This is a genomic window from Salinirussus salinus (assembly GCF_009831455.1).
Lineage (GTDB): Archaea > Halobacteriota > Halobacteria > Halobacteriales > Haloarculaceae > Salinirussus > Salinirussus salinus.
This window is the reverse complement of sequence record NZ_WOWO01000002.1, coordinates 61960-86756: the sequence shown is the minus strand read 5'-3', so window position 1 is coordinate 86756 and position 24797 is coordinate 61960. Positions and strand designations below refer to the sequence as shown.

23 protein-coding genes, 1 tRNA gene and 1 pseudogene are annotated in these 24797 nt (G+C 68.6%); 9 read left to right on the top strand and 16 right to left on the bottom strand.

The genetic code is table 11. From position 1 onward, the window contains the following. The first annotated feature begins 88 nt into the window (after window positions 1–88). Window positions 89–1303 (top strand): DUF7115 domain-containing protein, encoded by a 1215-nt coding sequence (locus GN153_RS03690; protein WP_159899953.1) that lies wholly within the window; start codon window positions 89–91, stop codon window positions 1301–1303. Between the two features lie 33 nt (window positions 1304–1336). Here the strand turns inward: GN153_RS03690 and GN153_RS03685 are convergent, their stop codons facing one another. After that, window positions 1337–1726, bottom strand: coding sequence for a DUF5830 family protein (locus GN153_RS03685; RefSeq protein WP_394350877.1), 390 nt, complete (start codon window positions 1724–1726; stop codon window positions 1337–1339). Between the two features lie 34 nt (window positions 1727–1760). On the opposite strand from GN153_RS03685, the gene GN153_RS03680 reads away from it, so the two are divergent. Further along, entirely contained in the window at window positions 1761–2429 is a 669-nt protein-coding gene (locus GN153_RS03680; protein WP_159899949.1) for a TVP38/TMEM64 family protein, read from the top strand. 15 nt (window positions 2430–2444) lie between these two features. On the opposite strand, the pseudogene GN153_RS17855 reads toward GN153_RS03680, so the two are convergent. The 3 genes and pseudogenes from GN153_RS17855 to GN153_RS03665 form a co-directional block, all read right to left on the bottom strand. Then, window positions 2445–2570, bottom strand: a pseudogene (locus GN153_RS17855) (HVO_2523 family zinc finger protein); the annotation flags it as partial. Window positions 2571–2635: 65 nt separating this feature from the next. After that, a complete protein-coding gene (locus GN153_RS03670; protein WP_159899945.1) occupies window positions 2636–3301 on the bottom strand; it encodes a rhomboid family intramembrane serine protease in 666 nt (221 codons plus the stop codon). After that, window positions 3282–6443: an adenosylcobalamin-dependent ribonucleoside-diphosphate reductase gene (locus GN153_RS03665; protein WP_159899943.1), complete on the bottom strand. Its 3162-nt coding sequence runs from the start codon at window positions 6441–6443 to the stop codon at window positions 3282–3284. The genes GN153_RS03670 and GN153_RS03665 overlap by 20 nt, the downstream gene beginning before the upstream one ends. Window positions 6444–6805: 362 nt before the next feature. On the opposite strand from GN153_RS03665, the gene GN153_RS03660 reads away from it, so the two are divergent. Then, window positions 6806–7000, top strand: coding sequence for a hypothetical protein (locus GN153_RS03660; protein ID WP_159899941.1), 195 nt, complete (start codon window positions 6806–6808; stop codon window positions 6998–7000). Window positions 7001–7039: 39 nt separating this feature from the next. Here GN153_RS03660 and trpG read toward each other — a convergent pair whose 3' ends face one another. From trpG to trpD, 4 genes are read right to left on the bottom strand one after another with little or no spacing between them, the layout of a single operon-like run. Beyond that, window positions 7040–7654, bottom strand: coding sequence for an anthranilate synthase component II (trpG, locus tag GN153_RS03655; RefSeq protein WP_159899938.1), 615 nt, complete (start codon window positions 7652–7654; stop codon window positions 7040–7042). Next, entirely contained in the window at window positions 7651–9288 is a 1638-nt protein-coding gene (gene trpE, locus GN153_RS03650) for an anthranilate synthase component I (RefSeq protein ID WP_159902168.1), read from the bottom strand. The genes trpG and trpE overlap by 4 nt, the downstream gene beginning before the upstream one ends. Window positions 9289–9323: 35 nt before the next feature. Further along, on the bottom strand, window positions 9324–9956 hold the full coding sequence (locus GN153_RS03645) for a phosphoribosylanthranilate isomerase (protein ID WP_159899936.1): 633 nt from the start codon (window positions 9954–9956) through the stop codon (window positions 9324–9326). Then, window positions 9953–10954, bottom strand: coding sequence for an anthranilate phosphoribosyltransferase (gene trpD, locus GN153_RS03640; RefSeq protein ID WP_159899934.1), 1002 nt, complete (start codon window positions 10952–10954; stop codon window positions 9953–9955). Before trpD ends, GN153_RS03645 begins: the two co-directional genes overlap by 4 nt. Before the next feature lie 152 nt (window positions 10955–11106). Between trpD and GN153_RS03635 the strand changes: the two genes are divergently transcribed. Further along, a tRNA-Val gene (locus GN153_RS03635) sits at window positions 11107–11181 on the top strand. Window positions 11182–11321: 140 nt separating this feature from the next. Here the strand turns inward: GN153_RS03635 and GN153_RS03630 are convergent. Continuing rightward, a complete protein-coding gene (locus tag GN153_RS03630; protein ID WP_159899932.1) occupies window positions 11322–12452 on the bottom strand; it encodes an outer membrane protein assembly factor BamB family protein in 1131 nt (376 codons plus the stop codon). Window positions 12453–13035: 583 nt separating this feature from the next. Here GN153_RS03630 and GN153_RS03625 point away from each other — a divergent pair. Beyond that, complete coding sequence (locus tag GN153_RS03625) at window positions 13036–13365, top strand: DUF4878 domain-containing protein (protein WP_159899930.1); 330 nt, start codon at window positions 13036–13038, stop codon at window positions 13363–13365. Between the two features lie 212 nt (window positions 13366–13577). Here GN153_RS03625 and GN153_RS03620 read toward each other — a convergent pair whose 3' ends face one another. From GN153_RS03620 to GN153_RS03605, 4 genes are all read right to left on the bottom strand, one after another. After that, window positions 13578–14102: a hypothetical protein gene (locus GN153_RS03620; protein WP_159899928.1), complete on the bottom strand. Its 525-nt coding sequence runs from the start codon at window positions 14100–14102 to the stop codon at window positions 13578–13580. 83 nt (window positions 14103–14185) lie between these two features. Continuing rightward, window positions 14186–15436: a hypothetical protein gene (locus GN153_RS03615; RefSeq protein ID WP_159899926.1), complete on the bottom strand. Its 1251-nt coding sequence runs from the start codon at window positions 15434–15436 to the stop codon at window positions 14186–14188. A gap of 406 nt (window positions 15437–15842) precedes the next feature. After that, window positions 15843–16475: a hypothetical protein gene (locus GN153_RS03610; RefSeq protein ID WP_159899924.1), complete on the bottom strand. Its 633-nt coding sequence runs from the start codon at window positions 16473–16475 to the stop codon at window positions 15843–15845. Between the two features lie 134 nt (window positions 16476–16609). Next, window positions 16610–17143, bottom strand: a complete 534-nt coding sequence (locus GN153_RS03605; protein ID WP_159899922.1) for a GNAT family N-acetyltransferase — start codon at window positions 17141–17143, stop codon at window positions 16610–16612. A 124-nt stretch (window positions 17144–17267) separates the two neighbouring features. On the opposite strand from GN153_RS03605, the gene GN153_RS03600 reads away from it, so the two are divergent. Beyond that, the gene (locus GN153_RS03600) at window positions 17268–17771 is read left to right on the top strand and encodes an NUDIX hydrolase (protein ID WP_159899920.1); all 504 of its coding nucleotides are present in this window, start codon (window positions 17268–17270) and stop codon (window positions 17769–17771) included. A 52-nt stretch (window positions 17772–17823) separates the two neighbouring features. Here the strand turns inward: GN153_RS03600 and GN153_RS17440 are convergent, their stop codons facing one another. Beyond that, a complete protein-coding gene (locus GN153_RS17440; protein ID WP_201287805.1) occupies window positions 17824–17970 on the bottom strand; it encodes a hypothetical protein in 147 nt (48 codons plus the stop codon). Window positions 17971–18112: 142 nt separating this feature from the next. On the opposite strand from GN153_RS17440, the gene GN153_RS03595 reads away from it, so the two are divergent. Beyond that, window positions 18113–19309 carry a D-arabinono-1,4-lactone oxidase gene (locus tag GN153_RS03595; RefSeq protein WP_159899918.1) on the top strand — a complete coding sequence of 399 codons (1197 nt, stop codon included), beginning with the start codon at window positions 18113–18115 and terminating at the stop codon, window positions 19307–19309. Window positions 19310–19334: 25 nt separating this feature from the next. On the opposite strand, the gene GN153_RS03590 is transcribed toward GN153_RS03595, so the two are convergent. Together GN153_RS03590 and GN153_RS03585 are read right to left on the bottom strand one after the other, a co-directional pair. Next, window positions 19335–20459 (bottom strand): alanine racemase, encoded by a 1125-nt coding sequence (locus tag GN153_RS03590; protein ID WP_159899916.1) that lies wholly within the window; start codon window positions 20457–20459, stop codon window positions 19335–19337. 79 nt (window positions 20460–20538) lie between these two features. After that, window positions 20539–21231 (bottom strand): haloacid dehalogenase type II, encoded by a 693-nt coding sequence (locus GN153_RS03585; RefSeq protein WP_159899914.1) that lies wholly within the window; start codon window positions 21229–21231, stop codon window positions 20539–20541. A gap of 207 nt (window positions 21232–21438) precedes the next feature. Here GN153_RS03585 and fdhF point away from each other — a divergent pair, with 207 nt between their 5' ends. Together fdhF and GN153_RS03575 are read left to right on the top strand one after the other, a co-directional pair. Then, a complete protein-coding gene (fdhF, locus tag GN153_RS03580) occupies window positions 21439–23481 on the top strand; it encodes a formate dehydrogenase subunit alpha (protein ID WP_159899912.1) in 2043 nt (680 codons plus the stop codon). Between the two features lie 99 nt (window positions 23482–23580). Further along, complete coding sequence (locus GN153_RS03575) at window positions 23581–24783, top strand: CaiB/BaiF CoA transferase family protein (RefSeq protein WP_159899910.1); 1203 nt, start codon at window positions 23581–23583, stop codon at window positions 24781–24783. Window positions 24784–24797: the final 14 nt, after the last annotated feature.

Genomic DNA, 24797 nt, shown 5'->3' with positions numbered 1-24797 from the left:
CGCGACCGCCGGCTGCTGCACGCCGCGGGGATGGGATCGCGGACACTCCCACCCCCGGTTTTATATCCGACGACAGGTACACTCCCCCATGGAGATACCGAGCCTCGTCAGGAACCGCCTCGGTGACGAGGACATCGAGACGGCCGTGAGCCTCGGCGACGAGGACGTGGTCTGTTTCACCCAGTCCCGGACGTTGCTGTACCGCGGCGAGGGGCTGTTGAGCGACGAGGGCGTCGAGGTCTTCTCCCACGACGTCGAGACGCTGGAGGTCTCGGAGGGGCGCCGGAAGACGAAGTTCGTCCTGGGCTACGTCGACGGGACCGACTCCTTTACCGTCCCCGGGAAGCGGCGCGAGGCGGTCCTCGAGCGCCTCCTCGACGGGGTCCTCACCACGGCCGGCGTCATCGAACCGACCGAGTCGATCGCCGGCGTCTTCCGGTTCAGCGAACTCTCGCTGGTGGTCACCGAGGCCCGGCTGGTCAAACACGTCGGGACGCCCGTCTGGGACGAGGACTTCGAGGTGTACCCGTTCGCGGATGTGACGGGACTCTCCTTCGAGGAGGGGAGCGTCGCGACCCAGGTCGTCCTCGCGGTCGGCGGGCGACCCGAGCGCATCAAAGCGCCCAACGACGAGGCGCGGATGGTCCGGGAGACCCTCCAGGAGGCGCTGTTCGCGTACCACGACGTCGACTCCCTGGAGGCGTTGAACGCGGCCGTCGGCGAGGACGAGGACGACGAGGCTGACCGGTCCGGCGGGGACGACATCGGCTTCAGCGACGGCATCTCGCCGCTGGTCGGGGAGGGGTCGGACGCGGGGCTCGACGCCGGGGCCGGGCGGGACGCCGACGCGGGTGGCGGTTCGGAACCGGCCGCGGACGCCGGCGGCCGCTCCGGTGCCGGGCGTAACACGGCCGGTGGACCGGGCGCCGGAACGACCCAGTCCGGCGACGAGGAGCGGACGACGGCGGCCGAGCCGGGCCGGACGCCCGCCGAGAGCGACCGCCCGTCCGGGTCCGACGACGACCCCACGGACGCGACGGTGACACCGACGCCCGACAGCCGTGCGGAGTCGGCGACGGGCGCGAACGCGGAGCCGGGAGCCGGAACCGCGACCGAGGGGACCGTCGACCGGGAGGAGTTCGAGGAACTGAAAGCACAGGTCGACCGCCTGACGCAGGCGGTCAAGCGGCAAAACGAGATCCTCGAAGGGTACCAGGAGACGGTCGACCGCCAGCGCCAGGCCGTCCAGAAGCAGGGCGAGACCGTCGAGCAACTGATCGAGGAACTCCGGCAGGGACGCTGACGGCCCCCGTTCTGTTACTCCCGCCCGGTCGCGTCACTCCCGGCCGGTCACCTTCCTGATACACGAGGAGCCGAAGGGGCCGTGTTCCCCGGCCTCGAACTGGACGAAGTGGCCGGTCGAGATGCTCGCGCCACAGCGCCGGCAGGTGAACTCGCCCTCGCGAGCCACGACGTCGGCCTCGAAGCTGACGTACTCGCCGCTCCGTGGCCGGACGATCCCCTCCTCGCGGTCGATGACCCCGCGGAGCTCGGCGGTGTCGAGGATCTCGCGGGTGAGGTGGGGGTCGGTCGTGACGGTCTCGACCCGGTCGACCGCCTCCGCCAGGTCGAGTTCGGCGTGTTCAAGATGGGCCAGCAGCTCCACCCCGAGCTCGACGGTCTCGTGGTCGGAACGCTCCACGGCGGGGGTTGGCCCGCCCACCACAAAGCGTTTGTCCGGGCCGGCCGGCCGGAAGTGTATGAACCGGGCAGCACGGCGACAGGCGCTGGGGGTCGCGGGGCTCGCAGCGGTCGCCCTGCTGGCTGCCCTGACGCTCTCGCCGCGGGCGCTGGTCGACCGGCTGGCCGGCCTGACCGCCGACCCCGTCGCCTTCGTCGCCGTGCTCGGCGCGGTCTACCTGGCCCGGCCGTTCCTGCTGTGGCCGGTGACGGCGCTTGCGGTCCTGGTCGGCTACCTCTACGGCCCCGCAGTCGGGATTCCGGTGGCACTCGCGGGCACGGGGCTCTCGAACCTCCCGCCCTTTCTCATCGCCCGCCGCGCGGACGCGGAGGCGGGGCTGCTCGCGCCCTTCGGGGCGGCCGGCGACCGGCTGGTCGGGGCCGTCGGGGAGGTCCGCGGCGTGCTCGCGGCCCGGCTGCTCCCGCTGCCCGGCGATGCGGTCTCCTACGGCGCCGGCCTGTCGGGGATCTCGACGGGGAGCTTTCTGGTCGGGACAGTCGTCGGCGAGGTGCCCTGGGCGACCGTCGCCGTCCTGACCGGTGACTCGATGCGCCGCCTCTCGCTGTCGTCGCTCGCGCCCTCCATAGAGCTCGTGGCCGCCGCCGCCGGCCTGTCGCTGCTCGTCCTCGCGGGGCCGGTGTACAGCCACCTCGCCGGGCCGAGCGGGCGCTCTTCGGGCGGTCAGTAGCCCGTCCGCCGGCAGTCAGTAGAACGTGTCCGAACAGTCGAAGACGACGCCGTGGCTGGGGCAGACGTACTTGCAGTGCCGGCGGTACATCGCGCGCCCGCAGGCCGGACACGGGCGTCCGCCCTGGCCGTCCGACGCGTCCGGGCCGCCCTGCCCCTCCCGCTCGCGGTCCGCCGTCCCCGTGCTTGCGTCGTCCATGGGAGGGGTCACGGCGCCCTCGGGCTTGTGCCTTCTGTCCGGCCGAGTTCCCACAGCGCCACCGCCAGCCCGACCATGATGCCCGCCGCGTGGCCGTAGGGCGCCGTCCCGGACAGCGGCGTAAAGCCCGGCAGGAAGTCGTTGGCGAGGTGGTAGCCGACGATGAAGGCCCCCGAGAGCGCGAACACCCAGTCCACCTCCGTCGCCGGCTCGAGGAGCCCGCCGCCGAGGAGCGTGCGCATCGTGACGTAGGCGACCGCGCCGAGCGCGACCCCGCTGGCTCCGAGCGTCCCCAGGCCGGGCGCGCCGGCCGCGTAGCTCGCCACCTGGGCCGCCGTCGAGGCGTAGGCTGCCCCGAGACAGAACAGGAAATACCGCGTCTCGGACAGCGCCGTCTCCGCGAGGGCGCCGTAGACGACGAGGACAGCGAGCGTCGACAGCAGGTGTGGCAGACCACGGTGGGAGAACGGTGCGAGCACCCACCCCGGTGAGGGGTCGGGCCCGGCGACGAAGATGTACGCCCAGCCACCGAGGCCGTAGGCGACGCTAACGAAGGTCTGAACCGCGAAAACCGCGACGACGAGCGCGACGGCCCCGAGTGTCACACGCTTGCCGGCGAGCCAGGCGAGCCCGTCGGCGACCGACGGGCCGGGCTCAGCACTCCGACCAGCCACAGGACTCGCAGGTCTTGCAGCCCTCCGCGTAGTACAGCGACATCGAGCCACACTCCGGACACTCCGGACTCTCGCCGGCGTCGATCAGCGCCTGGTCGTCGCCCATGTCCTCGGCCGCCGCCTCGGTGGCCGGCGCCGTGCCGGCCTCGCTGGCCACGCCCCCGTCGGGCTCGGGGCCGGTCATCGGGCCGGGCTGGGCCGTGTCGGCGTCACCGGGCGCGTCGGCTCCGGTCTCCCCGGCCGTCTCCTCCAGCGTCTGCTGCTGGGGGTAGGCTCGCTCGACGTCGCCCTCCAGATAGCGGCGCATCGCCGTCCCGATGGCGTCGGGGATCGACTGGATCTGTTCGCCCTTGTCCCAGGCGACCTTCGGCGAGCGGATGCCCTGGAGCTCCTCGGCGATCTCCCAGGGGTCGACACCCGCCCGGAGCGCCGTCGAGATGGTCTTCGCGAGCGCCTCGGTGAAGGAGGCCGTGAAGCCCCCGGAGTTGCCGATGTTCGCGAACAGCTCGAAGGGACGGTCGGCCTCGGGGTCCTCGTTGATGTTGACGTAGAGCTTCCCGTAGCCGGTGTCGATGCGCTGGGTCACGCCGTGGAGGACGTCCGGCCGGTCCTGCTTCTGGGCGAACTCCTCGGCGCGGTCGGCCGCGCTCAACAGCTCCTCAACCTGGTCGTCGATGACCGCCTGGACCTCCTCGCTCCCGACGAAGGCCTCGATCCCGCCGAAGACCTCCTCGATCTGCTCGACCAGCGCCTCCGCTGCCTCGCTCTCGTCGGCGAACTCGGTGTTCTTCGCGCGGGTCGTGAGCACCTGCTTCGAGCGGGTCCCGTCGCGGTAGTAGGTGACTCCCTTGCCGCCGTGGTCGTAGATGTACTGGAAGACCTCTTTGGCGTCCTCGACGGTGGAGTCGTTGGGCGCGTTCACCGTCTTCGAGATGGCCGAATCGACGCCCGCCTGGCAGGCGACCTGGACGCCGGCGTGGTCCTTGGCGGAGAGGTCGCCCGTCGTCACGAACAGCTCGCCGACGGCGTCCGGCACCGTCTCCAGGCCGGACACGCCGTCGAAGGCGTTGTCGGCCATCTGTTCCTGGGCCTCCTGTTTGACGGCGTCGACGTCGATCCCGTTCTCCTCGAGCACCCGCAGGAAGTAGTCGTCGAACTCCACGAGCATCTCGTCGCCCTGGACGTCGTCGGAGACGTTCTTGTAGTAGGCGACGTTGTAGATGGGCTCGCAGCCGCCCGTCGTGTTGCCGACCATCGAGGTGGTACCGGTCGGTGCGATGGTCGTCGTGTTGTGGTTCCTGATGGGGTAGCCGTCGGCCCACTCGTCGGCGTCCTCGCCGGTGTGGTGCTCGAACCACTCCGGATACGCGGTGGGGTCGGCGAACTTCGAGCTGTCCCACTCCTCGAAGGAGCCCCGCTCCTCCGCGAGGTCGTGACTGGCCCGCTTGGAGCCGTGGTTGATGTGGACCATCAGCTGGCGGGCGACCTCGTTGGAGGCGTCGCTGCCGTACTTCATGCCGAGCTGGATGTACAGCTGGGCCAGGCCCATGATCCCCAGCCCGATCTTCCGCATCTCCCGGACCTTCTGCTCGATCTCCGGGACCGGGAAGTCGGACATCGTTACCACGTTCTCGAGGAAGCGCGTCCCGAGTTCGACCCGCCTGTCGAACTCCTCCCAGTCGACGGCCTCCTCGAGGAAGGCGCCGACCGCTTCGGCCTCCGTGTCGTAGGCGTCGGCGTGCCGGTCCGACCAGACTCGCCAGTCGGGGGCGTCCTCCGCGGCGAGCGTGGAGAGGTTGATGTGCCCGAGGTTGCAGGCCTCGTACTCCTCCAGCGGCTGCTCGCCACAGGGATTTGTCGCGAGGATGCGGTGGTCGGGATGCTCCTCGACGTCGAAGGAGTGCTGTTTGTTGATCCGCTCGAGGTAGACGACGCCGGGCTCGCCGTTCTCGTGGGCGCCCTCGACGATGCGCTCCCAGACGAGTTCCGCGGGAACGGACAGTTCCTCGCCGACCTCGACGTGCTCGCCGAGGTCGAACATCTCGTACAGTTCCTTGGTCTGGGGGGTGGCGACGTGGGGGTCGCCGGTCCGGGGATTGGTGAAGGTGAACTCCTCGCCCGCCTTGACGGCGTCCATGAAGTCGTCGGTGATGCCGACGGAGATGTTGAAATTCGAGAGGTGTCCCTCGACGGCGTTCCGGAGGTGCTCGGGCACGCGGCCCTCGTCATCGATCAGCTCGCGGGCTTCCTCCAGCGCCTCGGCGAAGGAGTTGTGCGTGAAGTCGTCGGGGTCGTTCAGCCGCAGCGTGTGGGCCAGCGAGACGTCCTTGTTCTTGGCGTGGATGAACTGGATGACGTCCGGGTGAGAGACCCGCATCACGCCCATCTGGGCGCCCCGCCGGGCGCCGCCCTGGGCGATGGTCTCGCACATCTGGTCGTAGGTCCGCATGAACGTGATGGGGCCGGAGGCGATACCTCCAGTCGAACCGACGGGGTCGCCGTAGGGCCGGAGCCGCCAGAAGGCATACCCCATCCCGCCGCCGCTCTGGAAGACCTGGGCGGCCTCCTTTGCGGTCTGGTGGATGTCGTCGATGTCGTCCTCGGGGGAGTCCACGAAACACGCCGAGAGCTGCTGGAGCTCGTCGCCCGCGTTCATCAGCGTCGGCGAGTTCGGCATGAAGGAGAGGTCCTCCATCGCCCCCTGGAACTCCGCGGCCACGGACTCGACGTGCTCGCGGACCTCGGCGGGAAGCTCCGGAACGACCGTCTCGTAGGCGAACTTGTTGACGTTGTACTCCGTCAGGGCCGTCTCGACGTCGTCGTCTGCCGAAACTCCCTTCCCGAAGACTTCCTCGGCGAGCTCGTCCCGCCGCGGGTGGTCGGGCTTGAGCTGACCGGGTGTGACCGTTACCTCCACGCCGCGGTTGTCGGCCTCGAAGACGGCCTCCGCCAGCGCGATGTTCTTCGCGACCCGCTCGAAGAGGTCCTCCTGGTCCTCGACCAGGTCGCCGTTGGCGTCCTTGCGGAGATACCGCGCCGGCAGGATGTTGTGGTAGGCGTTGTCCGTCAGCCGCTCCTCGAGTGTGTTCCCCTCCGTGCGCTTGATCGGTAGCGTCAGCTCGTCGGCGCCGGGCGCGCTCATCCCTGCTCACCTCGTGCGATGCGGCGTCGTGCGTGTGTCCCCTCGTGTTTCATTTGTAGCGAATGTTGGATCGGTCTCCGGGGGGAATAAGGTTTCCCTCCGGTGGTTCTGCCCTTTCGATATCGTTGTCACTATGCTGTTGTGTTTCCCCGATTCGCCCGTCCGACCGGGGTGGGTGCTACGGAGTTCATCAAGTGGTTGGCTCCTCTTAATGGTGACGCGACCGGAGTGAAACTGAAACTGGCCGGGAAGGAATCGGGGACAGCGCGGGGTCCGCAGTGGAACCGGAAGGGGGTTTCGGGTGGAGATCTGGACGGACGGTCGGCCACCTGACTTATACCTCTTCGGCGACCAGTTCGGCTATGTTCTGGGTCCTCCAGTTCGGGCCGCTCGGGTCGCCACCGGCGCTGCTGGTCGCGCTCGTGGTCCTGGCAGCTATCGTCCTCATCGGCCGGGTCGTGCTCGCGGTGGCGTGGCGGCTGGTGCTCATCGCGCTCGCGGTCGCGGTCGCCCTCTGGGTGCTCGCCGGCCTGGGCTTCGAGACCGGCGTGTTCTGAGCGGCGGCCGGTGAGCGGGGACCGGCGCCGGGCGACGGTTCAGACGCCGTCCAGGAAGTTGCGGATCACGTCGTGACCGACCGCCGTCAGCACCGATTCCGGGTGAAACTGGACGGCCTCGATGGGGTGCTCGCGGTGGCGCACACCCATCACCAGCTCCTCGCCGTCGGCCTCGGTCGTCGCCGTCACCTCGAAGGAGTCCGGCACCTCGACGGCGACCAGCGAGTGGTACCGGCCGCCCTGGAAGCCCTGGTCGAGCCCCGCGTAGACGCCCCGCCCGTCGTGGTGGATCGGGACCGCCTTCCCGTGGACCGGTTCGGGCGCGCGCCCGACCTCGCCCCCGTAGGCGTGGACGGCCGCCTCCAGCCCCAGACAGACCCCCAGCGTGGGCACCTCGGGGCTGACCTCCCGCAGAAGGTCGTTCGTGACGCCGACGTCGCGCTCGTTTTTCGGGTGGCCCGGCCCCGGCGAGACGACGATGGCGTCCGGGTCGACCTGCCGGACTTCCTCCAGGCTCGTCGTGTTCCGGCGGACGGTCGTCTCGGCGTGCTCGCTGACGTACTCGACGAGATTGTAGGTGAAGGAGTCGAAGTTGTCGATGAAGAGAACGCGGGGAGTCGTACCCCCGCTCGCACTGGCGCTCTCTGCGCTCATCCGTCCACCTCCGGTTCGGGGCCAGGCTCGGCCCCCTCCCCGGTTCCGGCGTCGGCGTCCTCGCGCTCGATCCGCTCGAGGGCCGCCAGCACGCCGTCCATCTTCTGTTCGGTCTCGTCGAACTCCGCGGCGGGGTCACTGTCGGCGACGATCCCGGCGCCGGCCTGGACGGTGACGCGCTGGCGCTCGCCCTCGTGCTCGCGCTCGTCCTCGTCCAGTGCTTCGACCGTCGCCGACCGGATCACGATCGCGAAGTCGGCGTCGTCCTGCCAGGAGACGTAGCCGACGCCGCCCCCGTAGGGACCCCGCGGTGTGCGCTCGAGGTCGTCGATGATCTCCATCGCCCGGATCTTCGGGGCGCCCGAGAGCGTCCCCGCGGGGAACGAGGCGCGGACGGCGTCGAAGGCGTCACAGTCGGCCGAAAGCGTCCCCGTGACCGTCGACTCGATGTGCTGGACGTGGGAGTACTTGAGCACGTTCATGAACTCCTCGACGCGGACGCTGCCGGCCTCTGCGACCCGGCGGACGTCGTTGCGCGCCAGGTCGACCAGCATCGTGTGCTCGGCCCGTTCCTTGTCGTCGGCGAGCATCTCGCCGGCCAGCCGGCGGTCCTCGACCGGGCTCGTCCCGCGCGGACAGGTTCCCGCGATCGGGTTGGACATCACCTCGTCCCCGCTGACCGAGACCAGCGTCTCCGGGCTCGCGCCCACCACTTGGAGGTCGTCGTAGCCCAGCAGGTACATGTACGGCGAGGGATTGACCGAGCGCAGCGCCTCGTAGAAGCCCAGCGCGTCCACCTCGCCGTAGAGTTCCCGGGTCCGGGAGATGACCCCCTGGTAGATGTCGCCGCTGTAGACGTGTTCCTTCGCGCGCTCGACGGCCGCCTCGTACTCCTCGCGCGGGCCGGCCTCCTCGCGCTCGCGGCGGAAGCCGTCGGTCTCGGGCGCCCGCGCTCCCTCGAGCAGGCCCGCGACCCGGTCGGCCTCGGCCGCCAGCCGGTCGTAGCACGCGCCCGCGTCCTCGCCCTCGCGGAGGACCGGCGTGAACACGAGCTGGACGCTGTCCTCTGCGTGGTCGAAAACGAGCGTCCGGGTCGTGAGGACGAACTGCGCGTCGGGAAAGCGGGAGGTAGGGTGCTCGAGCCCGACCTCGTCGAGCCAGAGGTCGTAGACGGCGTCGTAGGAGAGAAAGCCCACGAGACCGCCCTCGAGGTGCTGGCGGTCGCTGTCCGGGAACCCGCGCAGCGGCAGGTCCGGCAGCGCTCCCCGCAGGCGGTCGACCGTGTCCTCGCCCGCCGGCGAGAGCAGGTCCGCGTAGCGGTCGGCGAGCAGGTCCACCCCCGCCCCGTCCGGGTCGACGGTCACGACCGCCTCGGGGTCGTACCCGACGAAGGAGAAGCGCGCGTGGCGGTCCTCGCGGGCGGGCGCGAACGCACCGTCGGGGTCGCTCGAGGCCACCTTTTCGGCGCTCTCCAGCAGGAAGGCGTACTCGCTCGCGTCGGCGTCGGTCGTCCGGCCGGTCAGCGCGGCGTAGGCCGAAAGCGGCTCCACGTCGGGCAGGCTGGCCGTCGCTCGCACGACCGCCGGGCGCTCGCCGGCCGCCCGGTCGACGAAGGCCTCCCGCGAGCAGTCCATCGCCCCCTCGCCGCTGTCCGCGGCGCCCGTGTCGGTCACGCCGCTCCCCTCCCGGCCGCGCCGACGAAGGCACGCACCGCGTCGTGGTCCTTGACGCCGCCCTCGCGCTCGACGCCCGTGGCAGTGTCGACGGCGAAGGGGTCGACCGTCTCGACGGCCTCCGCGACGTTGCCGGGGGTGAGTCCGCCCGCGAGCACGACCGGGACCTCCAGGTCCGCCACCCGCTCGCGGGTCCGTTCCCAGTCGACGGTCTCGCCGGTGCCGCCGCCACCCTGTTCGTCCGTCGAGTCCACGAGGAGGGCGTCGGCGACCGCGGCGTAGCCCGCGAGGTCGTCGTCGACGTCCACGGCGGCGACGACGTTCGCGTCGACGCGAGCCCGGAGCCCGCCGACCTTCTCCGGGGGGAGTGTGGCGTGGACCTGGAGGGCGTCGGCGGCCACCTCGCGCTGGAGGGAGACGGCGCCCTGGACGCTGTCGGGCATCGTCACGAGGACACTCGTCACGAGCGGCGGGACGCCGGCCACGAGGTCACCGGCCCGCTCGGCCGTCACCTCGCGGGGCGTGTCGACAGGCACGTCGGCAATGACGCCGACCGCGTCGGCCCCTGCCGCGACGACAGCCTCACGGTCGGCCTCGCGGGTCACCCCGCAGATTTTCACGCGGGTCATGCCTCCAGCGCCCGCAGGGCCTCGAGTTTCGCGGCGGCAGCGCCGGAGTCGATGGCCTCCGCCGCGCGGTCGACGCCCGCTTCGAGGGAGCCCGCGGCGCCGGCAACGTAGACCGCGGCGCCGGCGTTCGCGAGGATGATGTCCCGTTTTGCGCCCCGCTCCTCGCCGTCGAGGATCGCCTGCATGTCCGCGGCGTTCTCTTCGGGGGTACCGCCGGCGATGGCCCCGATGGGGTGTTGCTCCAGTCCCAGGTCGGCCGGCGTAAGCGTGTACTCCGAGACAGCTCCGTTGTCGACCTCGGCGACGGTCGTCTCGCCGTGGACGGCGATCTCGTCCAGCCCCGACCCGTGGACGACCATCGCGCGCTCGACGTCCATCCGGCCGAGCGCGCGGGCGAGCACGGGAACGAGCTCCGGGTCGTAGACGCCCACCACCTGTGCGTCCGCGCCGGCGGGATTGGTCAGCGGGCCGAGCACGTTGAAGACGGTGCGCATCCCGAGTTCCTTCCGGGGGCCGATGACCGCCTTCATCGCCGGGTGAAAGACCGGCGCGAGCATGAACCCGACGCCCTCCTGTTCGATGTGGCTCTCGACGGCCGGGGGTTCTGCCTCCACGTTCACGCCGACCTCCTCGAGCACGTCGGCGCTGCCCGAGGAGGAGGAGACCGAGTAGTTGCCGTGCTTGGCGACGGGGACGCCCGCTCCGGCAGCGACCATCGCGCTGGTCGTCGAGACGTTGATCGTGTCGTGGTCGTCGCCCCCGGTCCCGCAGGTGTCGACCAGCGTCTCCCGGTCGGGGTCGATCGTGCGGGCAGCCACGCGCATCCCCTCGGCGAAGCCCGCGATCTCCGTCTCGGTCTCGCCCTTGGAGCGGAGCCCGGCCAGCAGCGCGCCGATCTGTGCCTCCGTCGCCCCCTCGAAGACCGCCGTGGCCGCCTCGCGGGCCTCTGTCTGTGTGAGGTCGTCGCCCTCGGTCACCCGTTCGATGTACTCTTGCATGTGTTGTCACCAGTGTACGTATCCGTGTTATAGTGGACAAATCCGTACATCAACTTAACCCTGTCGCCCGCGGGCCGGGGTCGCGGCGTCCGCGAGTTCGAAACATTCAATTATCCCTGCGGGGAACTGGAGAGTGCACTGAAACAGACCGAGGGTTCGTGGTCTAGGCTGGTTATGACACCTCCTTGACATGGAGGAGGCCGGCAGTTCAAATCTGCCCGAACCCATCCCCTTAAGACGGTTTCTTGGGGCATAGGTGATTCTGACCACCGCTTACCTGTCGGTTTCCGTAGATGGTGGCGGTGAGCCGTCAAGGACGGGTATCGATACCGCAACATTGCCAGCAGATCGTCACCGGCCAAGCACGTCAGGCAGTCGGGAGCGCCTGGAGTCTGCCCTCACTATTCACGACATAGAGAGTTCCCTCTGCGATTGTGGAGAGATAGTGATATCCCTCGGATTCGAGTCGCAGGCGGGGTGTACCGCCGTCTCTGTCGAGTGCGAGGACGTTGTCACCTGCGACATAAACGTGGTTCTCGGTGACGACGGGCTGGGAGTGGATCTGGCCGCCGAGTTCGTGTGACCACCGGGTACTCCCATCACTAGTGCGGAGTGCGTAGACTAATGCTGGTTCCTCGATCCCGACGTAGACTGTCTCTCCTGCAACAGCGACGGACGCGCCTGGCCAATCCTCGAGCTCGGCTCGCCACAGTTCGTCCCCGGAGGCGCGGTCGATCGCGACAGCCGCCCCGTCGAAGCCGTTCACTCCGCCCGCATAGATGGTATCGCCAACGACCACTGGCCCTGCGTTCGTCGCGTCGCTCGCAATGATTTGGCGCCATTGTCTGGTCCCATCGGACGTGTTCCGTGCTGTCAGCCAGCCATCTACCGTCGCCGAATAGATGGTGTCATCGACGACGACTGGCGCCCCTCCGACACCGCCCCGTGTCTTTTGCATCCACTGCTGTGACCCGTCGGCCCGGTTGAGCGCGTACAGCCCGGCGACTCTCCCGTCCGTGGTCGTGCTCAGTGCCCCCACGTAGACGGTGTCACCAGCGACGGCTGGTGCCGCACGCAGCGTGTCCCCCGCGGTACGCCTGAACTGCCACTGTTCGGTGCCCTCGCTGGCGTCAAACGCGTAGACGCGATTCTCATTCGTCACCGCGTACACGACTCCATCGGCGACGGTTGGCGGTGCCTCAAGCCCGCCTTCGACCGTCGCTGTCCACGTTTCCGACCCGTCCGTGTGGTCGAGTGCATACAGCGTATTCCTCGGCCGGTCGGGCTCATTTGCCCCGACGTACAGTGTGTCACCAGCGATGACCGGGTCTGACTCGAAGTATCCGGCAACATCAACTGTCCAGTCCGGCTCGATGCTCTCTATCGGCGGTGTTTGAGTCGCGCCCGAGAGCGCGTTCGTGCAGCCAGCTGAGCCGACTGCAGCGACTGTTCCAGCCGCGAGGAGACAGTCCCGTCGTGAGTACTGCTCGTTGGTCATCCGTTGGTTGTGCTACGGTGCTGGTCAGTGTCTACAAATAACTGGTGCACTTCGAACGCGGCCGCCCGACCACCGGTGCGTTGGAGCCGTCCCCCAGCCTGCCTCGCGAGCCGTGCCGGACGAGCAGTCCCGGCCCCCGGTGAAGACCACGACCGCATTCCTTGCCGGTCGGCGGTGGTGCATGTATGAGGCGCAAGTCATCGAAAACGAGGACACAGGGGACGAAAGAGGAACGGTCAAATTTAGGGAAGGTCCGCTTCCCCCGTCGCTTTCATATATTTTCTTTCGCTGCTGGTGAGTTTTACCACCACTATCCTATCGGTCCTACCCGCGAGCGGAGAAAGTCCAACGGGGTGGCGACGTTTGTTGCACTGCGGGGAGGTGTGACTGGGAAGTGGTAGAAGCTCGGGCGCAGAGCACTATACCGGTACACCGGTCCGCTCATGAGCCACCACCGACCTGTTCCGTCCCAGAGATACTGTCGAGATACGTTCCGGAATTTGTTTATTTAGTTCCTTTTTGTTTTCCCGGCATGGAACGTCGACAGTTCCTGGGCCTTAGCGGGATCGTGGTAACGAGTGCTATGTCAGGGTGTATAGATAGTCTCCCGATCGTCGGCGGCGGTGGGCCAGGCGGTGCGGCCGAGAACTTCATCCAGGCTGCGAACCAGGGCAACGCCGAGGAAGTCCGCTCGCTCGTTCACCCCGAGAGTCCCGTCCGGGGAGAGATCACCGGGTCAGGGCTGGGTATGATGGAAGAGGCGGACGTCAGCGTCGAGGGAACGGAGGTCGTCGAGCAAAACGACGACTCGGCCATCGTCGAGGTCACGGCATCCGTGCGCGGCGAGACTGGCTCCCTCCAACTGGAGATGCGAAAGGACGGGGACCAGTGGAAGGTTTGGGACATGGCCTGAAGGGGAGTCGAACCGTCGGTTGGCACGCGGATATCCGCCGTGACCTCGACGGGATGCTTCCAATCCCGTTCCGTTGCCACTCCTCGAGTTACCCGACGTGGCTCTCCGACGGGACGTACCGAACAAAACGCGCGAGTGGTGCTACCCTGTGCTCCTCGCCTCCGGCTTGCTGGCGATCCGGCCAGCGCGGCGATGTCGGATACGAAGGCAGGTTACGTCTCGTAGGTTGCCGTTGCTTCGAACTCGAACGGGACGGCTGACTCCGCGGCGCTCCCGAAGACCTCGGTGTTGTCAAAGACCAGCTGGTAGACTGCACCTCTCCCGATCTCGCCCCCGCGAGTCGTATCAGACGCGCCGACAGCAACCACGTTGTCGTAGAACCGGGCCTCCCGCCGCTCCCGGTAGACGCCATACGCATCGCCTGCCATCGGAAACACGTCGAGCGAGTGTTCGCCGTCGACAGTCAGGCTGTACGAGAGACTCGGATTCAGCCCGGTCTGAAATTGCCACGAGGCGTATTCCCCGCGCTGTAGCCTCCCCCGTCCCGAGGCGGAGATCGAATTCCGGTCCCGATTTTCCGTCAACTCTTGCCACGGGTCGTCGGCCGGGGAGAACGGCACTGGCGTCTGCGTCGTGATTTCTTTTCCCGCCAGTCCGGACTCGCCATCCAGACAGCCGGACAGACCGGCTCCTACACCCGTCGCGACGACCGCCTGCAGGTACGTTCGACGGTTCATCGACTGCCACCTGCATCTGTTACGGCGCGAACAAGCAGTCCGCGTCCCGCGTTCGAACGACAAAAGGTACGCCTCATTTCTCCTCAGAGCTCACCACGGTACGACCACAGGCCGATGTCGTTTTTGAATCCACGCTCCTCCCACCGCTGGACGTGGCCGTTGAAGATGAGCACGTAGGACCCGCGCTGGATACTGTAGGCATACAGCGTATCGCCGCCACCCTCCGAGACGAGGCCAACCTTGTCGGCCGTGCCGACCTTGAATTCCGCAGTCCCCTCAGTCGGAACCGCGTCGATGAATGAAGAGTACGTCTCTGCGGCTGTGGCGTCGTCCGAGAACTGATACAGGTGCCCTTCCGAGAACCGGTTATCGAAGCGGTCACCTGTGATCTTCGCCGTCCAGAAGAGCTCGTCGACAGCAGCCCCCGTCTCGAAGGGTTGGCGATAGCGACCTGCGCGCGAGCGGAGCGTTTCGATATCATTTAATCCTCCGCTGATCGTCAACCGTTCGTCGCGGCGTGGAAAATACAGATCGGGCCAAGTCACGGTAAAACTCTTTCCTTCAAGATTCCCGAGCACCAAGTACGGCAACCGGAATATGCCGGTGTCCAAGAGGTGGTCATCAAATGAGTCGTTACGAACGTTGCTGTAAATATTGAGTACGGTCCCTGGCGTAGTTTCAGCACCCGAGTCGGTCGTACTCCACCCTGGGTCCGGAATCCCCCTCCAGAATTCGTTCAGCTCTTTCTTGATCGTATCAGTATCTTGGAATTCGATCGCTTCTTTGATAGCTGAAGCAGCCTCAGTTCGTTTCTCGGCATAGAATTCTTTGAAGGGCCGTTCGTAGATACTGATATCCTCGCCAGTAGTGTAGTGCTCGGTCCCAACAGCGCTTAATCTGTCCGCGAGGTTATCGACATCACGAACAAGAGTTTCGACATCCTCGGTCGTGACGTCTGCCGGTGCTGCCCGGAACTCGTCAACCCGTGAAAGGAGGTCATCGGCAAGCTGGTTGAGCACAGCCCGCTGGCGGGGCTGTTCGTCGAAGAACCAAGCCTCCTGGGCGAATATCCGGTCTCCGAGTGTTTCCAGCGCCGGCGTCGGTTCGGGTGTCGGGGTTCGTTCTTCGGTTTCCGTTGCTGTGTCTGTCGGTTCCGCAGTCGGCGTCTCCGTCGGATCTGCTTCCCCCGGGGTGGCAGCGTCGGCCGGGTCGTCGACTGTCGGTGACTCTCCTCCGTCACCTCCGCCGGTCAGCGAACTGCAGCCGGCGGTTGCCACTGCACCACTCGCCACGAGGGCAGAAATGAGAGATCGTCGACTGTATTGGTTTGTCACACACTTGCCGAAAAACCACCAGAGGATAAATGTACTGATTCCCGCACATCTTCGATATCCGAATGATGTGAATATATATTTATATTTTTGGAAACGGAGAGAGTGACTGCCAGTCCGGCCACACCACCCGCTCCGGCGACGGGCCTGCCTGGCTACGGAACGGGCGCGTCCCAGGTTTGCTGGCTCTGAAAACGTGCGACATCCATTTTTATGTCCCCACCGTACGCTCTGCTGGCGGCGAACGTTGCCGCCCTATCCCCCCTGTCCCCACCCCCCGTGACCACCAGCCCCCCTGGTGTCACACGTTTTTGCTGGTCGCGGACCGACCCCCCCTGTACCGAGGCAGACCGATGGTCATCGCCGGGCGACTTCTTCCCGGAGAGGTCACGCCCAAACGAGCCCGTCATCACCGCTCCTCGAACTCGACGCTGATGTCGTCGACGTAGTGGGTCGCGTCGCCTTCCCAGATCACGGCGTGGCCGAGCGCGACGTAGAGCGTGTCGGTGGATAGTTCGGGCGTCGTCCAGACGAACCGGTACTCCCGCCAGCCGTCGGCGAGCCACAGGGGTTCCCGGAGTCCGCCGTAGGGTGTTTCCCCGAGAGCGGTCGTATTCACGCCCGGCTGCGGGAAATCTTCCTCGGCGTCCGGGGGTTGCGGTCCGAGCCGCATCACCGCATCCCGGAGGGTGTTGAACGACTCCGATTCGCTCCAGAACCGGGCCGTGACCGTGACTTCGTAGGCCCTCCCGGGTTCGACGGGGACCGGATGCACCCCCCAGGTCACGCCGTCGTCGTGGTCCCCCTCGTTCCAGATCCGCAGCGAGCGCTCGCCGGACGCCGCCTCGGCCCCGGACACGCCGAACTCCCACTCGAAGTCCTCGAGTTCGACCTCCGGACCGATGGCAGCCCCGCTCTCCCAGTCACCCAGCCCGTCCTCGAAGCCCTCCTCGAAGGCCGGGCCGTCCGCCCCACCGCTACAGCCGGCAACGGCCACGGCGCCGAGTCCCCCAGTTGCCCGAAGAAGTTCCCGACGTAACATCACATCGAGTGACACGACGGCGATTGATAAACGTACGAGCGTCTCGGTGACGTTTGGATTGCCGATACGTGCGGGTCGGAGGCGGAGTGGACCCCGGAGAGGCCGGCTGCGCCGTGACGGCGCGCGGCCGGCCGTCACATCGCCAGCGCCATCTCGACGTCGCCCTGGAAGCTGTCGGTGACCACGAACCCGACGTCGTTGTAGAGGTTCACGGCCGGGCGGTTGTCCCCCTCGACGAGCAGCCAGACATGGTCGACGCCGTGCTCGCGGCCGTGGGTGAGCAACGCCTCGAGGAGTTGCGTTCCGATGCCGGCGCCGTGGTACTCCTGGTGGAGGAAGATAGCGAGTTCGTGGCCGTCGTCGGGCTCCTCGACCAGCACGGCGTGGCCGACGGCCCGGTCGTCGTGCCAGGCGACCGTGCTGTACCCCTCGAGGATCGTCTCGAGCCACTCGCGGACCCGGGGTTCGTCGACCGGCGGGATCCCGAGCGTGCGAAAGGACGGGTCGAAATCGAGGTACATCTCCACCAGCGCCTCGAACTCCGCGTCCACGGGTCCGTGGCCGTAGACGCGGACGTCCACCTCCCGGTTCTCGCCGTCGACGAAGGCGAACGGCGGCGAGCGGAGCATCTCCTCGTGTCCCTGTGGCGGGAAGTGTCCCCCGTACATCCTCGTGGCGACCTCTTCTCCCGCCGGGGTGGTAAGTGTCGGTGTGGCCGTGCGCGTCGCCGGCCCCGGGGGGCCCGACACGGTTCCGGTAGCTATTTTTCCGCCAGCCCGGTGGGGGCTGGCAATGGCTTCGGCACCCACGGTCGAGGGGCTCTTGGAGCGACACGCCGGGGTCCGCCACCGGGAACAGACGCGACCACTCGACCGCGAAGTCTTCGACAGGCTGCAACGGCGCGTCCGGAACGGGCTGGAGTGGGGCGTCGGCGCGGTCGTGACCGACGACGACGGGCGGGTCCTCCTCATCCGGGAGCGCGACCGGTGGTCGGTCCCCGGCGGCGGCGTCGAGCCCGGGGAGAGCCTCCAGGAGGCACTGCGACGCGAGGTGCGCGAGGAGACTGGCGTCCGGGTCTCCGTCGACGAACTGTGTGCGGTGACCGAACAGACTGCCGTTCACGGCAACCGGGAGACCCAGTTCGGGTTCGCCACCTACACTGCGACTCCCGTGACGACCGACGTCGCGACACAGCCCGGCCTCGACGGCGAGGGGATCGAGACCGCCGAGTGGGTCGACCGGTTGCCCGAGAACACGCTGGACCGCGAACTGGTCGCGACGCTTCGGGACGTCTAGCGACGACGGCGAGGTTGACTCCCGACCCCGGCACGGGGTTGTCGCCGAGGGTTCAGATGTACTCCTCCTCGAGGACCCACCCGAGCGCGCGCTTGTAGTAGGTGAACAGCTGTCGGATGTTCTCGTGGCGCATCTGGTCGCTCTCCAGTTCGGCTTTCAGGAACTCGTACTGCTCGCGGATCTCTTCTTCGTCGCGCATGGAGCCTGCTACGCGGGCTGTGGTGATTACTGCCGCGGTCGTGGCGGGAACCGAGTTGCCGGCCGTGTCACGGCCGCGACGTGGACGGCTCGCGGGCCTGGCGTGGCAACCGTTTTCACGCTGGTGGTTCTCGTCTCCGGGGATGAGCGAGCACTGGAAGAACTGGTCCGGAAGCGTCGAGGCCGCGCCCACGGACGTCTACGAGCCGCAATCCGAGGCCGAGCTGGTCGAGGTCGTCGAACGACACGCGCCGGAAGACACCATCCGCGCAGTGGGGGCGGGCCACTCGTTCACACGGCTGGGCGAGACCGACGACATCCTCGTCTCGATGGAGGGGCTGACCGGCGTCGAATCCGTCGACCACGGGGCGGGGGACGCCGGCGAGGGCGGGTACGCGACGGTTCGCGCGGGCACGCGTCTGGAGGAGATGAACGCCGCCCTCGCCGAGGAAGGGCTGGCGATGGAGAACATGGGCGACATTGACCAGCAGCGGCTCGCCGGCGCGCTGGCCACCGGCACGCACGGCACCGGAACGGACTTCGGCGTCCTCGCGACCCAGGTCGCCGAACTCCGGCTGGTGACCGCCGACGGGGAGGTCCTGACCCTCTCGCCCGCCGACGGCGACCGGTTCGGGGCGGGGCAGGTCTCGCTGGGCGCGCTCGGGATCGTCTCCGCGGTGACGCTGGACCTGCTGCCGGCCTACGAGGTGGAGATGGTCAAGCGGGCCGTCGACCTCGAGGTCGCGCTGGAGCAGATCGACGGCCTCCTCGCTCGAAACCGCCACGCGGAGTTCTTCTGGTATCCCGACGAGGACGTCGCCAAGGTGAAGACGATCAACCGGGTCGGGCGGGAACACGGCCCCGACCTCCCGGGTGCGACCGTCGAGGAGACCGAGACCGGGCCGAGCCACGAGGTCTTCCCCTCCGTCCGTGACATCCGGTTCAACGAGATGGAGTACGGTGTCCCCGCAGAGGACGGTCCCGCCGCGATGCGCGAGGTCAGCGACCTGGTCGCCAGCCGCGACGACGTCTCCTTCCCCGTCGAATACCGCTACGTCCGGGGCGATGACATCCTGCTGAGCCCGGCCCACGGCCGCGACACCGTCTTCATCGCCATCCACAAGTACCACAAGAAACCCTACGCCGACTTCTTCGAGCGCGCCGAGGAGATATTCCGCTCCTACGGCGGGCGCCCTCACTGGGGGAAACACCACAACCGAACGGCCGCGGACCTGGCGTCGCTGTACCCCCGCTGGGACGACTTCCAGACGGTCCGGGAGTCACTCGACCCCGACGGCGTCTTTCTCAACGACTACGTCCGGGACCTGTTCGGGAGGTAGCCGTCCGGTCCTCGACGCGGGTCGCTCAGGTGTCCTTGCCTCTGGCCTCGACGTGCCAGACCTCCTCGACGCGCCCGTCCCGAACCGCCGGGAGAGTGTCGTGGAGGTTGGCCACCGCCCAGAGGTTCGGCACGACGAACTCCAGGCGGTCGCCGACCGCGACGTCGGCCTCGCTGACGTCGACGAACCCGTGTTCGGAGGACTTCCGGTAGAAGGAGACGTCGTCGCGTCCGACCGGGACGGGGTCGGGGCCGTCGACGTAGGAGAGGGTCTTCGACCCCGCGTCGACGATGGCGCGGTCCCCGGTCGGCCGCCCGATGACCGTCGTCACCACCGTCGCCCCGCAGTCCGCGCGGTCCACGGCCCCCTGCTCGAGCAGTGCGGCGTCGTTGAAGATGTACCGGCCGGGGTCCAGTTCCGTGACGACGTCCTCGGCGGCCATCAGCGGGGCCGTGGCGGTCGCGCCGCTGGTCACGCGGTCGACCCCGATTCCGGCCCCTTCGAGTGCCTCGACTGTTTCTTCGAGGTCCGCAGCGACGCCCGCGCACAGCTCCTCGAGTTCCGACTCCGAGGACGCGATGTAGGGAACGTGACCGTCGTGGCCGAGGATGCCGTCGAAGGCAAGGCCGGGCTGCTCGCGGACGGCCTCGGCGACGTCGACCGCTGGCTTACCGGGTTCGACACCGAGGCGGCCCAGCCCGACGTCGACCTCGAGGACGACCCCGACCGTCGTGTCGTTGCGCCCGGCGGCGGTCCCCAGCCTCGCGACGTGTTCCGGCTCGTCGGCCAGCACCGCGAAGCGGTCGACGTGGTCGGCCACCCAGCACAGCCGGTCGAGTTTCGGCTCGCTGACGACCGGACAGACCAGCAGCACGTCCTCGATGCCGTACCGGGCCATCACTTCCGCCTCGCTCAGCGTCTGACAGAGCACGCCCCCCTCGAGGGCCTCCTCCTGTCGGCGGGCGACCGCCGGCGTCTTGTGGGCCTTGGTGTGCGAACGGACGGCCACGTCGTGCTCGTCGGCCAGTTCGCGGAAGCGCTTGAGGTTGCGCTCCATGGCGTCCAGGTCGGCGACGACGACCGGCGTCTCCAGATCCTCGACCGGCTGGCCGAGCTCCGGACGCATGTCGGTGAACGTGGGGTTGACCATGCCACTCACTCGCCGGTCGGGCGCTTATAGCTTGGCCCGCACGGCCACGGAGTGGCGGTCTCCGGTCCGGTGTGAACTCTCATGCCCCGAGCCGGTCACACAGCTCCTCGAAGGAGTCGACGGTGAGCGTCGGGCCGGGGCCGAAGGAGGGCCACTCGCCGCCCTCCTCCCGCCGGAGGTGGACACCCTGCATCCCGGCGTTCATCCCGCCCTGGACGTCGACCCAGTGGGCGGTGACGTGGGCGACCCGGCCGGGTGGGGAACCGACCCGGGCGGCGGCGTGTTCGTAGAGCTCGCGGGCGGGTTTGAGCCGCCGGATCTCGTGGGCGCTGACCAGCTCCGCCACGCTGTCCGCGATGCCCGCAGACTCCGCGAGCGCCTCGAGCATCTCGGGGTTGCCGTTCGAGCAGACCGAGGGGCGGTAGCCGGCCTCCGCGAGCCGCCTGATCCCCTCCGCGACCCCCTCGACCGGGTCGAGGTCGTGATACACCATGGTGAGCTCGTGCAGTCGGTCGTCGTCGAGGTCGACGCCCTCCGCCAGCAGCGCGTCGCGCAGCCCCAGCCGGTGCAGCTCGAAGTAGGTCTCGTACCGGTCGAGGTCGTTCGCGACCAGCGAGTAGGTCAACGCGTTCGAGCGCCACCGGCGCGCGACGGTCTCGGGCTCCTCGACCAGGTCCTCCAGCACCCGCGAAGCGGAGGTCGTGTCCACGAGCGTGCCGAAGGAGTCGAACATCACCGTCTCCACGCGGTCGGCGTCGAAGCTGTCTGCCATGCCGGGACGAGGCGGGCGGGCTACATAGACCCCGGGGCCACGACGGCGGCCCGCCCACCGGCCGGACCGGGCCCGGGGCAGCTCACCGGCCTGACCGGGCCCCGGCCGAGGCGGGCCGCCCCCGACATAAAAACACGCCGTGTGACGGCATGTCGCGGATGTGGCACTCACCCTACACACTGATACGACCCGCGTCGTACTGAGAGTATGAGCGAACGTAGCTTCGAACCACGACACTCGGTCTGTCCGTACTGTGGGGTCGGCTGTGGTATCGAGTACGCCGGCGACGGGCGCGCGACGGGCTGGAAGGCGCCGGTGAACACCCGCGGGGAGATCTGCCCGAAGGGCGCGGCCGCGTGGGAGGTCGTCGACCACGACGACCGCCTGCGGCGGCCGCTGGTCCGCGAGAGCGGGACGCTCGTGACGGCTCCCTGGGGCGAGGCGCTCGGCCGCGTCGAGACGGCGATGCGCGACATCGTCGACGAGCACGGCGCCGACGCGCTGGCCTTCTTCGCCTCCTCGAACTGCACCAACGAGGAGAACTACCTCTTCCAGAAGCTCGCCCGCGTCCTCGGGACCAACAACGTCGACAACTGCGCGCGACTCTGTCACTCCTCGACGGTCGCCGCCATGTCCGCCCGCTTCGGCGTCGGCGCGATGACCAACACCCTGGAGGACCTGACGGAGGCGGACTGTTATCTCGTCACCGGCGCCAACCCCGCCGAACAACACCCGATCATCTTCCGGTCGTACCTGCTGCCGGCGGTCAGGGAGGGGACGGACCTGATACACGTCGACCCCCGGTCGAACGACACGACCGACGCCGCGGACCTGCACCTCCCCGTCCGCCCGGGCTACGACATCCCCCTGCTGAACGCCATGTGCAAGGTCGTCCTCGAGGAGGGCCTCGTCGACGGGGCGTTCGTCGACGAGCGGACCGAGGGGGTCGACGCGCTCCGGGACCACCTCGCGGACGTGGACGTGGACGCGAACGCCGAGATGGCAGGGGTCGACCCTGCGGACCTCCGGGAGGCCGCCCGCACGTTCGCCACGGCCGACCGGGCGGCGGCGTTCACGGGCATGGGCATGAGCCAGCACCACTGCGGGACCGACAACGTCCACGCGCTGCTGAATCTCGTGTTGCTGACGGGCAACGTCGGCCGGCCGGGCACCGGCGTCAACCCGCTGCGCGGGCAGAACAACGTCCAGGGCGCCGGCGACGTGGGAGCCTTACCCTCGGTGCTCCCGGGCTACGAGCCGGTCACCGACGCCGACGCCCGCCGACGGGTCGCGGACGCCTGGGGCGTCGAGCCGCCCGCCGAGCCCGGCCTCACGGAGGTCGAGCTGACCCACCGCTTCGGCGAGGAGATACGGGGCGCGTTCGTCTTCGGCGAGAACCCCGCGGTGACCGAGCCCAACGCCTCCGAGGTCGCCAGGGCCTTCGCGGACCTGGACTTCCTCGTCGTGCTCGACCTCTTCGAGACCGAGACCGCCGAACTCGCCGACGTCGTCCTCCCGGGCAGCGCCTGGGCCGAGAAGTCGGGGACGGTAACCAACACCGACCGCCGCGTGATGCGGATGCGCGCCAACGCCGAGCCACCGGGCGAGGCCCGCCGGGACCTCGAGGTCCTCCGGACGGTCGCGGCACGCGTCACCGACCGGCCGGAGGCGTTCCGGTACGACGGCCCGGAGGCAGTCTTCGAGGAGCTGACGGGCGTGAGCCCGCTGTACGCGGGGTTGAGCTACGAGTCCATCGGCGACGGCTACGGCCGGTGGCCGTTCCCCGAGGGCGCGGAGTCGGGGACGGACGTCCTCCACGAGGAGGAGTTCGCGGCCGGGGAGCCGACCGCGCCGCTCGTCCCGGTCGACCACGTCCCGCCGGCCGACGACCTGGCGGACGGCGACCTCGTGCTCACGACCGGCCGCGTGCTCCAGCACTTCAACAGCGGGGCGCTGACCCGCCGCTCCGGGACGCTCGTGCGCATGCGTGGCGAGGACGTCCTGCAGATCCACCCCGACGACGCCGCCGCGCGTGGGGTCGCCGACGGCGACGAGGTCCGGGTCGCAAACGACCGCGGGTCGGTCACCGTCGAGGCCGAGGTGACCCCCGGCATCCGCGAGGGAACCGTCTTCATGACCTTCCACTACGCGGACCCGCTGGTGAACACGCTGACCGGCGACGCGCTCGACCCGGAGGCGAAGATCCCCGAGTACAAACACAGCGCCGTCCGGGTCGAGCCCGTCGAGTGAGCACCGCCGCGACCGGCCGAGCGGTTCCGGGCCAGCGCGAACCGCGGGGCCGGCCCGGACCCCGACCTCTAAGGCGCGGGGGGCGGTACCCCAGGGGAGATGCCACTGACGAACGCCACAGCCGAGCAGCTCCCCCTCTCCGACGTCACGGTCGTCGACCTCACGCAGGTGATCGCCGGCCCCTTCGCCACGATGCTTCTGGGCGACCTCGGGGCCGAGGTCGTGAAGATCGAGGCCATCGGCCGGGGCGACCGCGCCCGGGAGTTCAGCCCCTACCCCGAGTACTTCGACACCATCAACCGGAACAAACACAGCGTCGCACTCGACCTCAAATCCGAGGAGGGCCAGGAGGTCGCTCGCACGCTGCTGGAGGACGCTGACGTCTTCGTCGAGAGCATGAAACCCGGCCGGGTCGAGAACTTCGGCCTGTCCTACGAGGATGTCCGCGAAATCAACCCGGAGGTCGTCTACTGCTCGATCAGTGGCTTCGGCCGGGACAGCCCCTACGAGGACGTCCCCGCCTGGGACATGGTGGTCCAGGCGATGAGCGGGATCATGTCGATCACCGGGACCGAGGAGACGCCGCCGCTGTGGTCCGGGCTGCCCAGCGGCGACCTCGCGGCGGCGACCTACACCGTCCAGAGCGTTCTCGCCGCCCTGTACGCCCGCGAGACCGGACAGATCGAGGGGGAGTGGGTCGAGGTGCCGATGTTCGACGCCGCCATCTCCTGGCTCTGTGCCCGGGCGGGCTACACCTGGGGCACCGGCGAGCCCTTCCCCCGTTTCGGCACCTACCACCCCTCCGCGGCCCCCTTCGGCGTCTTCGAGGCCGCCGACGGCTCGCTCGTCATCGCGGCGAGCACGGACAGCCTCTGGGAGGCACTCTGTGCGGAACTGGGTCGCGAGGACCTGCTGACCGACGAGCGCTTCGACCACCGGGACAGGCGCGTCGAGCACACCGACCAGCTCGGCGACGAGCTCGAGGAGTCCCTCGCCGAGGCGACGGTCGAGGAGTGGGTCGGACGCCTCCACGACGCTGGCGTCCCGGCGGGCCCGATCCACGACACGGAGTCGGTCTGGGAGGACGACCACGTCACCCAGCGGGGGCTGAAGGTGACCGCCGAACGCGACGAGCGCCAGGACGCCCAGGTGATCGACCACCCGATCCACTTCCGGAACCTGGCGACGAGCCTCCGGGTCCCGCCACAGGAGTTGGGTGAGAGCACCGACGACGTGCTCGCTGCCCACGGCTACTCCGACGAGGAGGTCGAACGACTCCGCGAGCAGGGCGTCGTCGACTGAGGCGTCGCCTGGCG

What these genes read in the sequence shown, in the direction of transcription:
- GN153_RS03605 (WP_159899922.1), bottom strand. Translation starts at nt 17,143, where the DNA reads ATGTACGGGGGACACTTCCCGCCACAGGGACACGAGGAGATGCTCCGC.
- GN153_RS03600 (WP_159899920.1), top strand. Translation starts at nt 17,268, where the DNA reads ATGGCTTCGGCACCCACGGTCGAGGGGCTCTTGGAGCGACACGCCGGG.
- GN153_RS03645 (WP_159899936.1), bottom strand. Translation starts at nt 9,956, where the DNA reads ATGACCCGCGTGAAAATCTGCGGGGTGACCCGCGAGGCCGACCGTGAG.
- GN153_RS03660 (WP_159899941.1), top strand. Translation starts at nt 6,806, where the DNA reads ATGTTCTGGGTCCTCCAGTTCGGGCCGCTCGGGTCGCCACCGGCGCTG.
- trpE (WP_159902168.1), bottom strand. Translation starts at nt 9,288, where the DNA reads ATGGACTGCTCGCGGGAGGCCTTCGTCGACCGGGCGGCCGGCGAGCGC.
- GN153_RS03595 (WP_159899918.1), top strand. Translation starts at nt 18,113, where the DNA reads ATGAGCGAGCACTGGAAGAACTGGTCCGGAAGCGTCGAGGCCGCGCCC.
- GN153_RS03625 (WP_159899930.1), top strand. Translation starts at nt 13,036, where the DNA reads ATGTCAGGGTGTATAGATAGTCTCCCGATCGTCGGCGGCGGTGGGCCA.
- GN153_RS03680 (WP_159899949.1), top strand. Translation starts at nt 1,761, where the DNA reads ATGAACCGGGCAGCACGGCGACAGGCGCTGGGGGTCGCGGGGCTCGCA.
- trpG (WP_159899938.1), bottom strand. Translation starts at nt 7,654, where the DNA reads ATGAGCGCAGAGAGCGCCAGTGCGAGCGGGGGTACGACTCCCCGCGTT.
- GN153_RS03590 (WP_159899916.1), bottom strand. Translation starts at nt 20,459, where the DNA reads ATGGTCAACCCCACGTTCACCGACATGCGTCCGGAGCTCGGCCAGCCG.
- GN153_RS03690 (WP_159899953.1), top strand. Translation starts at nt 89, where the DNA reads ATGGAGATACCGAGCCTCGTCAGGAACCGCCTCGGTGACGAGGACATC.
- fdhF (WP_159899912.1), top strand. Translation starts at nt 21,439, where the DNA reads ATGAGCGAACGTAGCTTCGAACCACGACACTCGGTCTGTCCGTACTGT.
- GN153_RS03620 (WP_159899928.1), bottom strand. Translation starts at nt 14,102, where the DNA reads ATGAACCGTCGAACGTACCTGCAGGCGGTCGTCGCGACGGGTGTAGGA.
- GN153_RS03585 (WP_159899914.1), bottom strand. Translation starts at nt 21,231, where the DNA reads ATGGCAGACAGCTTCGACGCCGACCGCGTGGAGACGGTGATGTTCGAC.
- GN153_RS17440 (WP_201287805.1), bottom strand. Translation starts at nt 17,970, where the DNA reads ATGCGCGACGAAGAAGAGATCCGCGAGCAGTACGAGTTCCTGAAAGCC.
- GN153_RS03575 (WP_159899910.1), top strand. Translation starts at nt 23,581, where the DNA reads ATGCCACTGACGAACGCCACAGCCGAGCAGCTCCCCCTCTCCGACGTC.
- trpD (WP_159899934.1), bottom strand. Translation starts at nt 10,954, where the DNA reads ATGCAAGAGTACATCGAACGGGTGACCGAGGGCGACGACCTCACACAG.
- GN153_RS03610 (WP_159899924.1), bottom strand. Translation starts at nt 16,475, where the DNA reads ATGTTACGTCGGGAACTTCTTCGGGCAACTGGGGGACTCGGCGCCGTG.
- GN153_RS03630 (WP_159899932.1), bottom strand. Translation starts at nt 12,452, where the DNA reads ATGACCAACGAGCAGTACTCACGACGGGACTGTCTCCTCGCGGCTGGA.
- GN153_RS03665 (WP_159899943.1), bottom strand. Translation starts at nt 6,443, where the DNA reads ATGAGCGCGCCCGGCGCCGACGAGCTGACGCTACCGATCAAGCGCACG.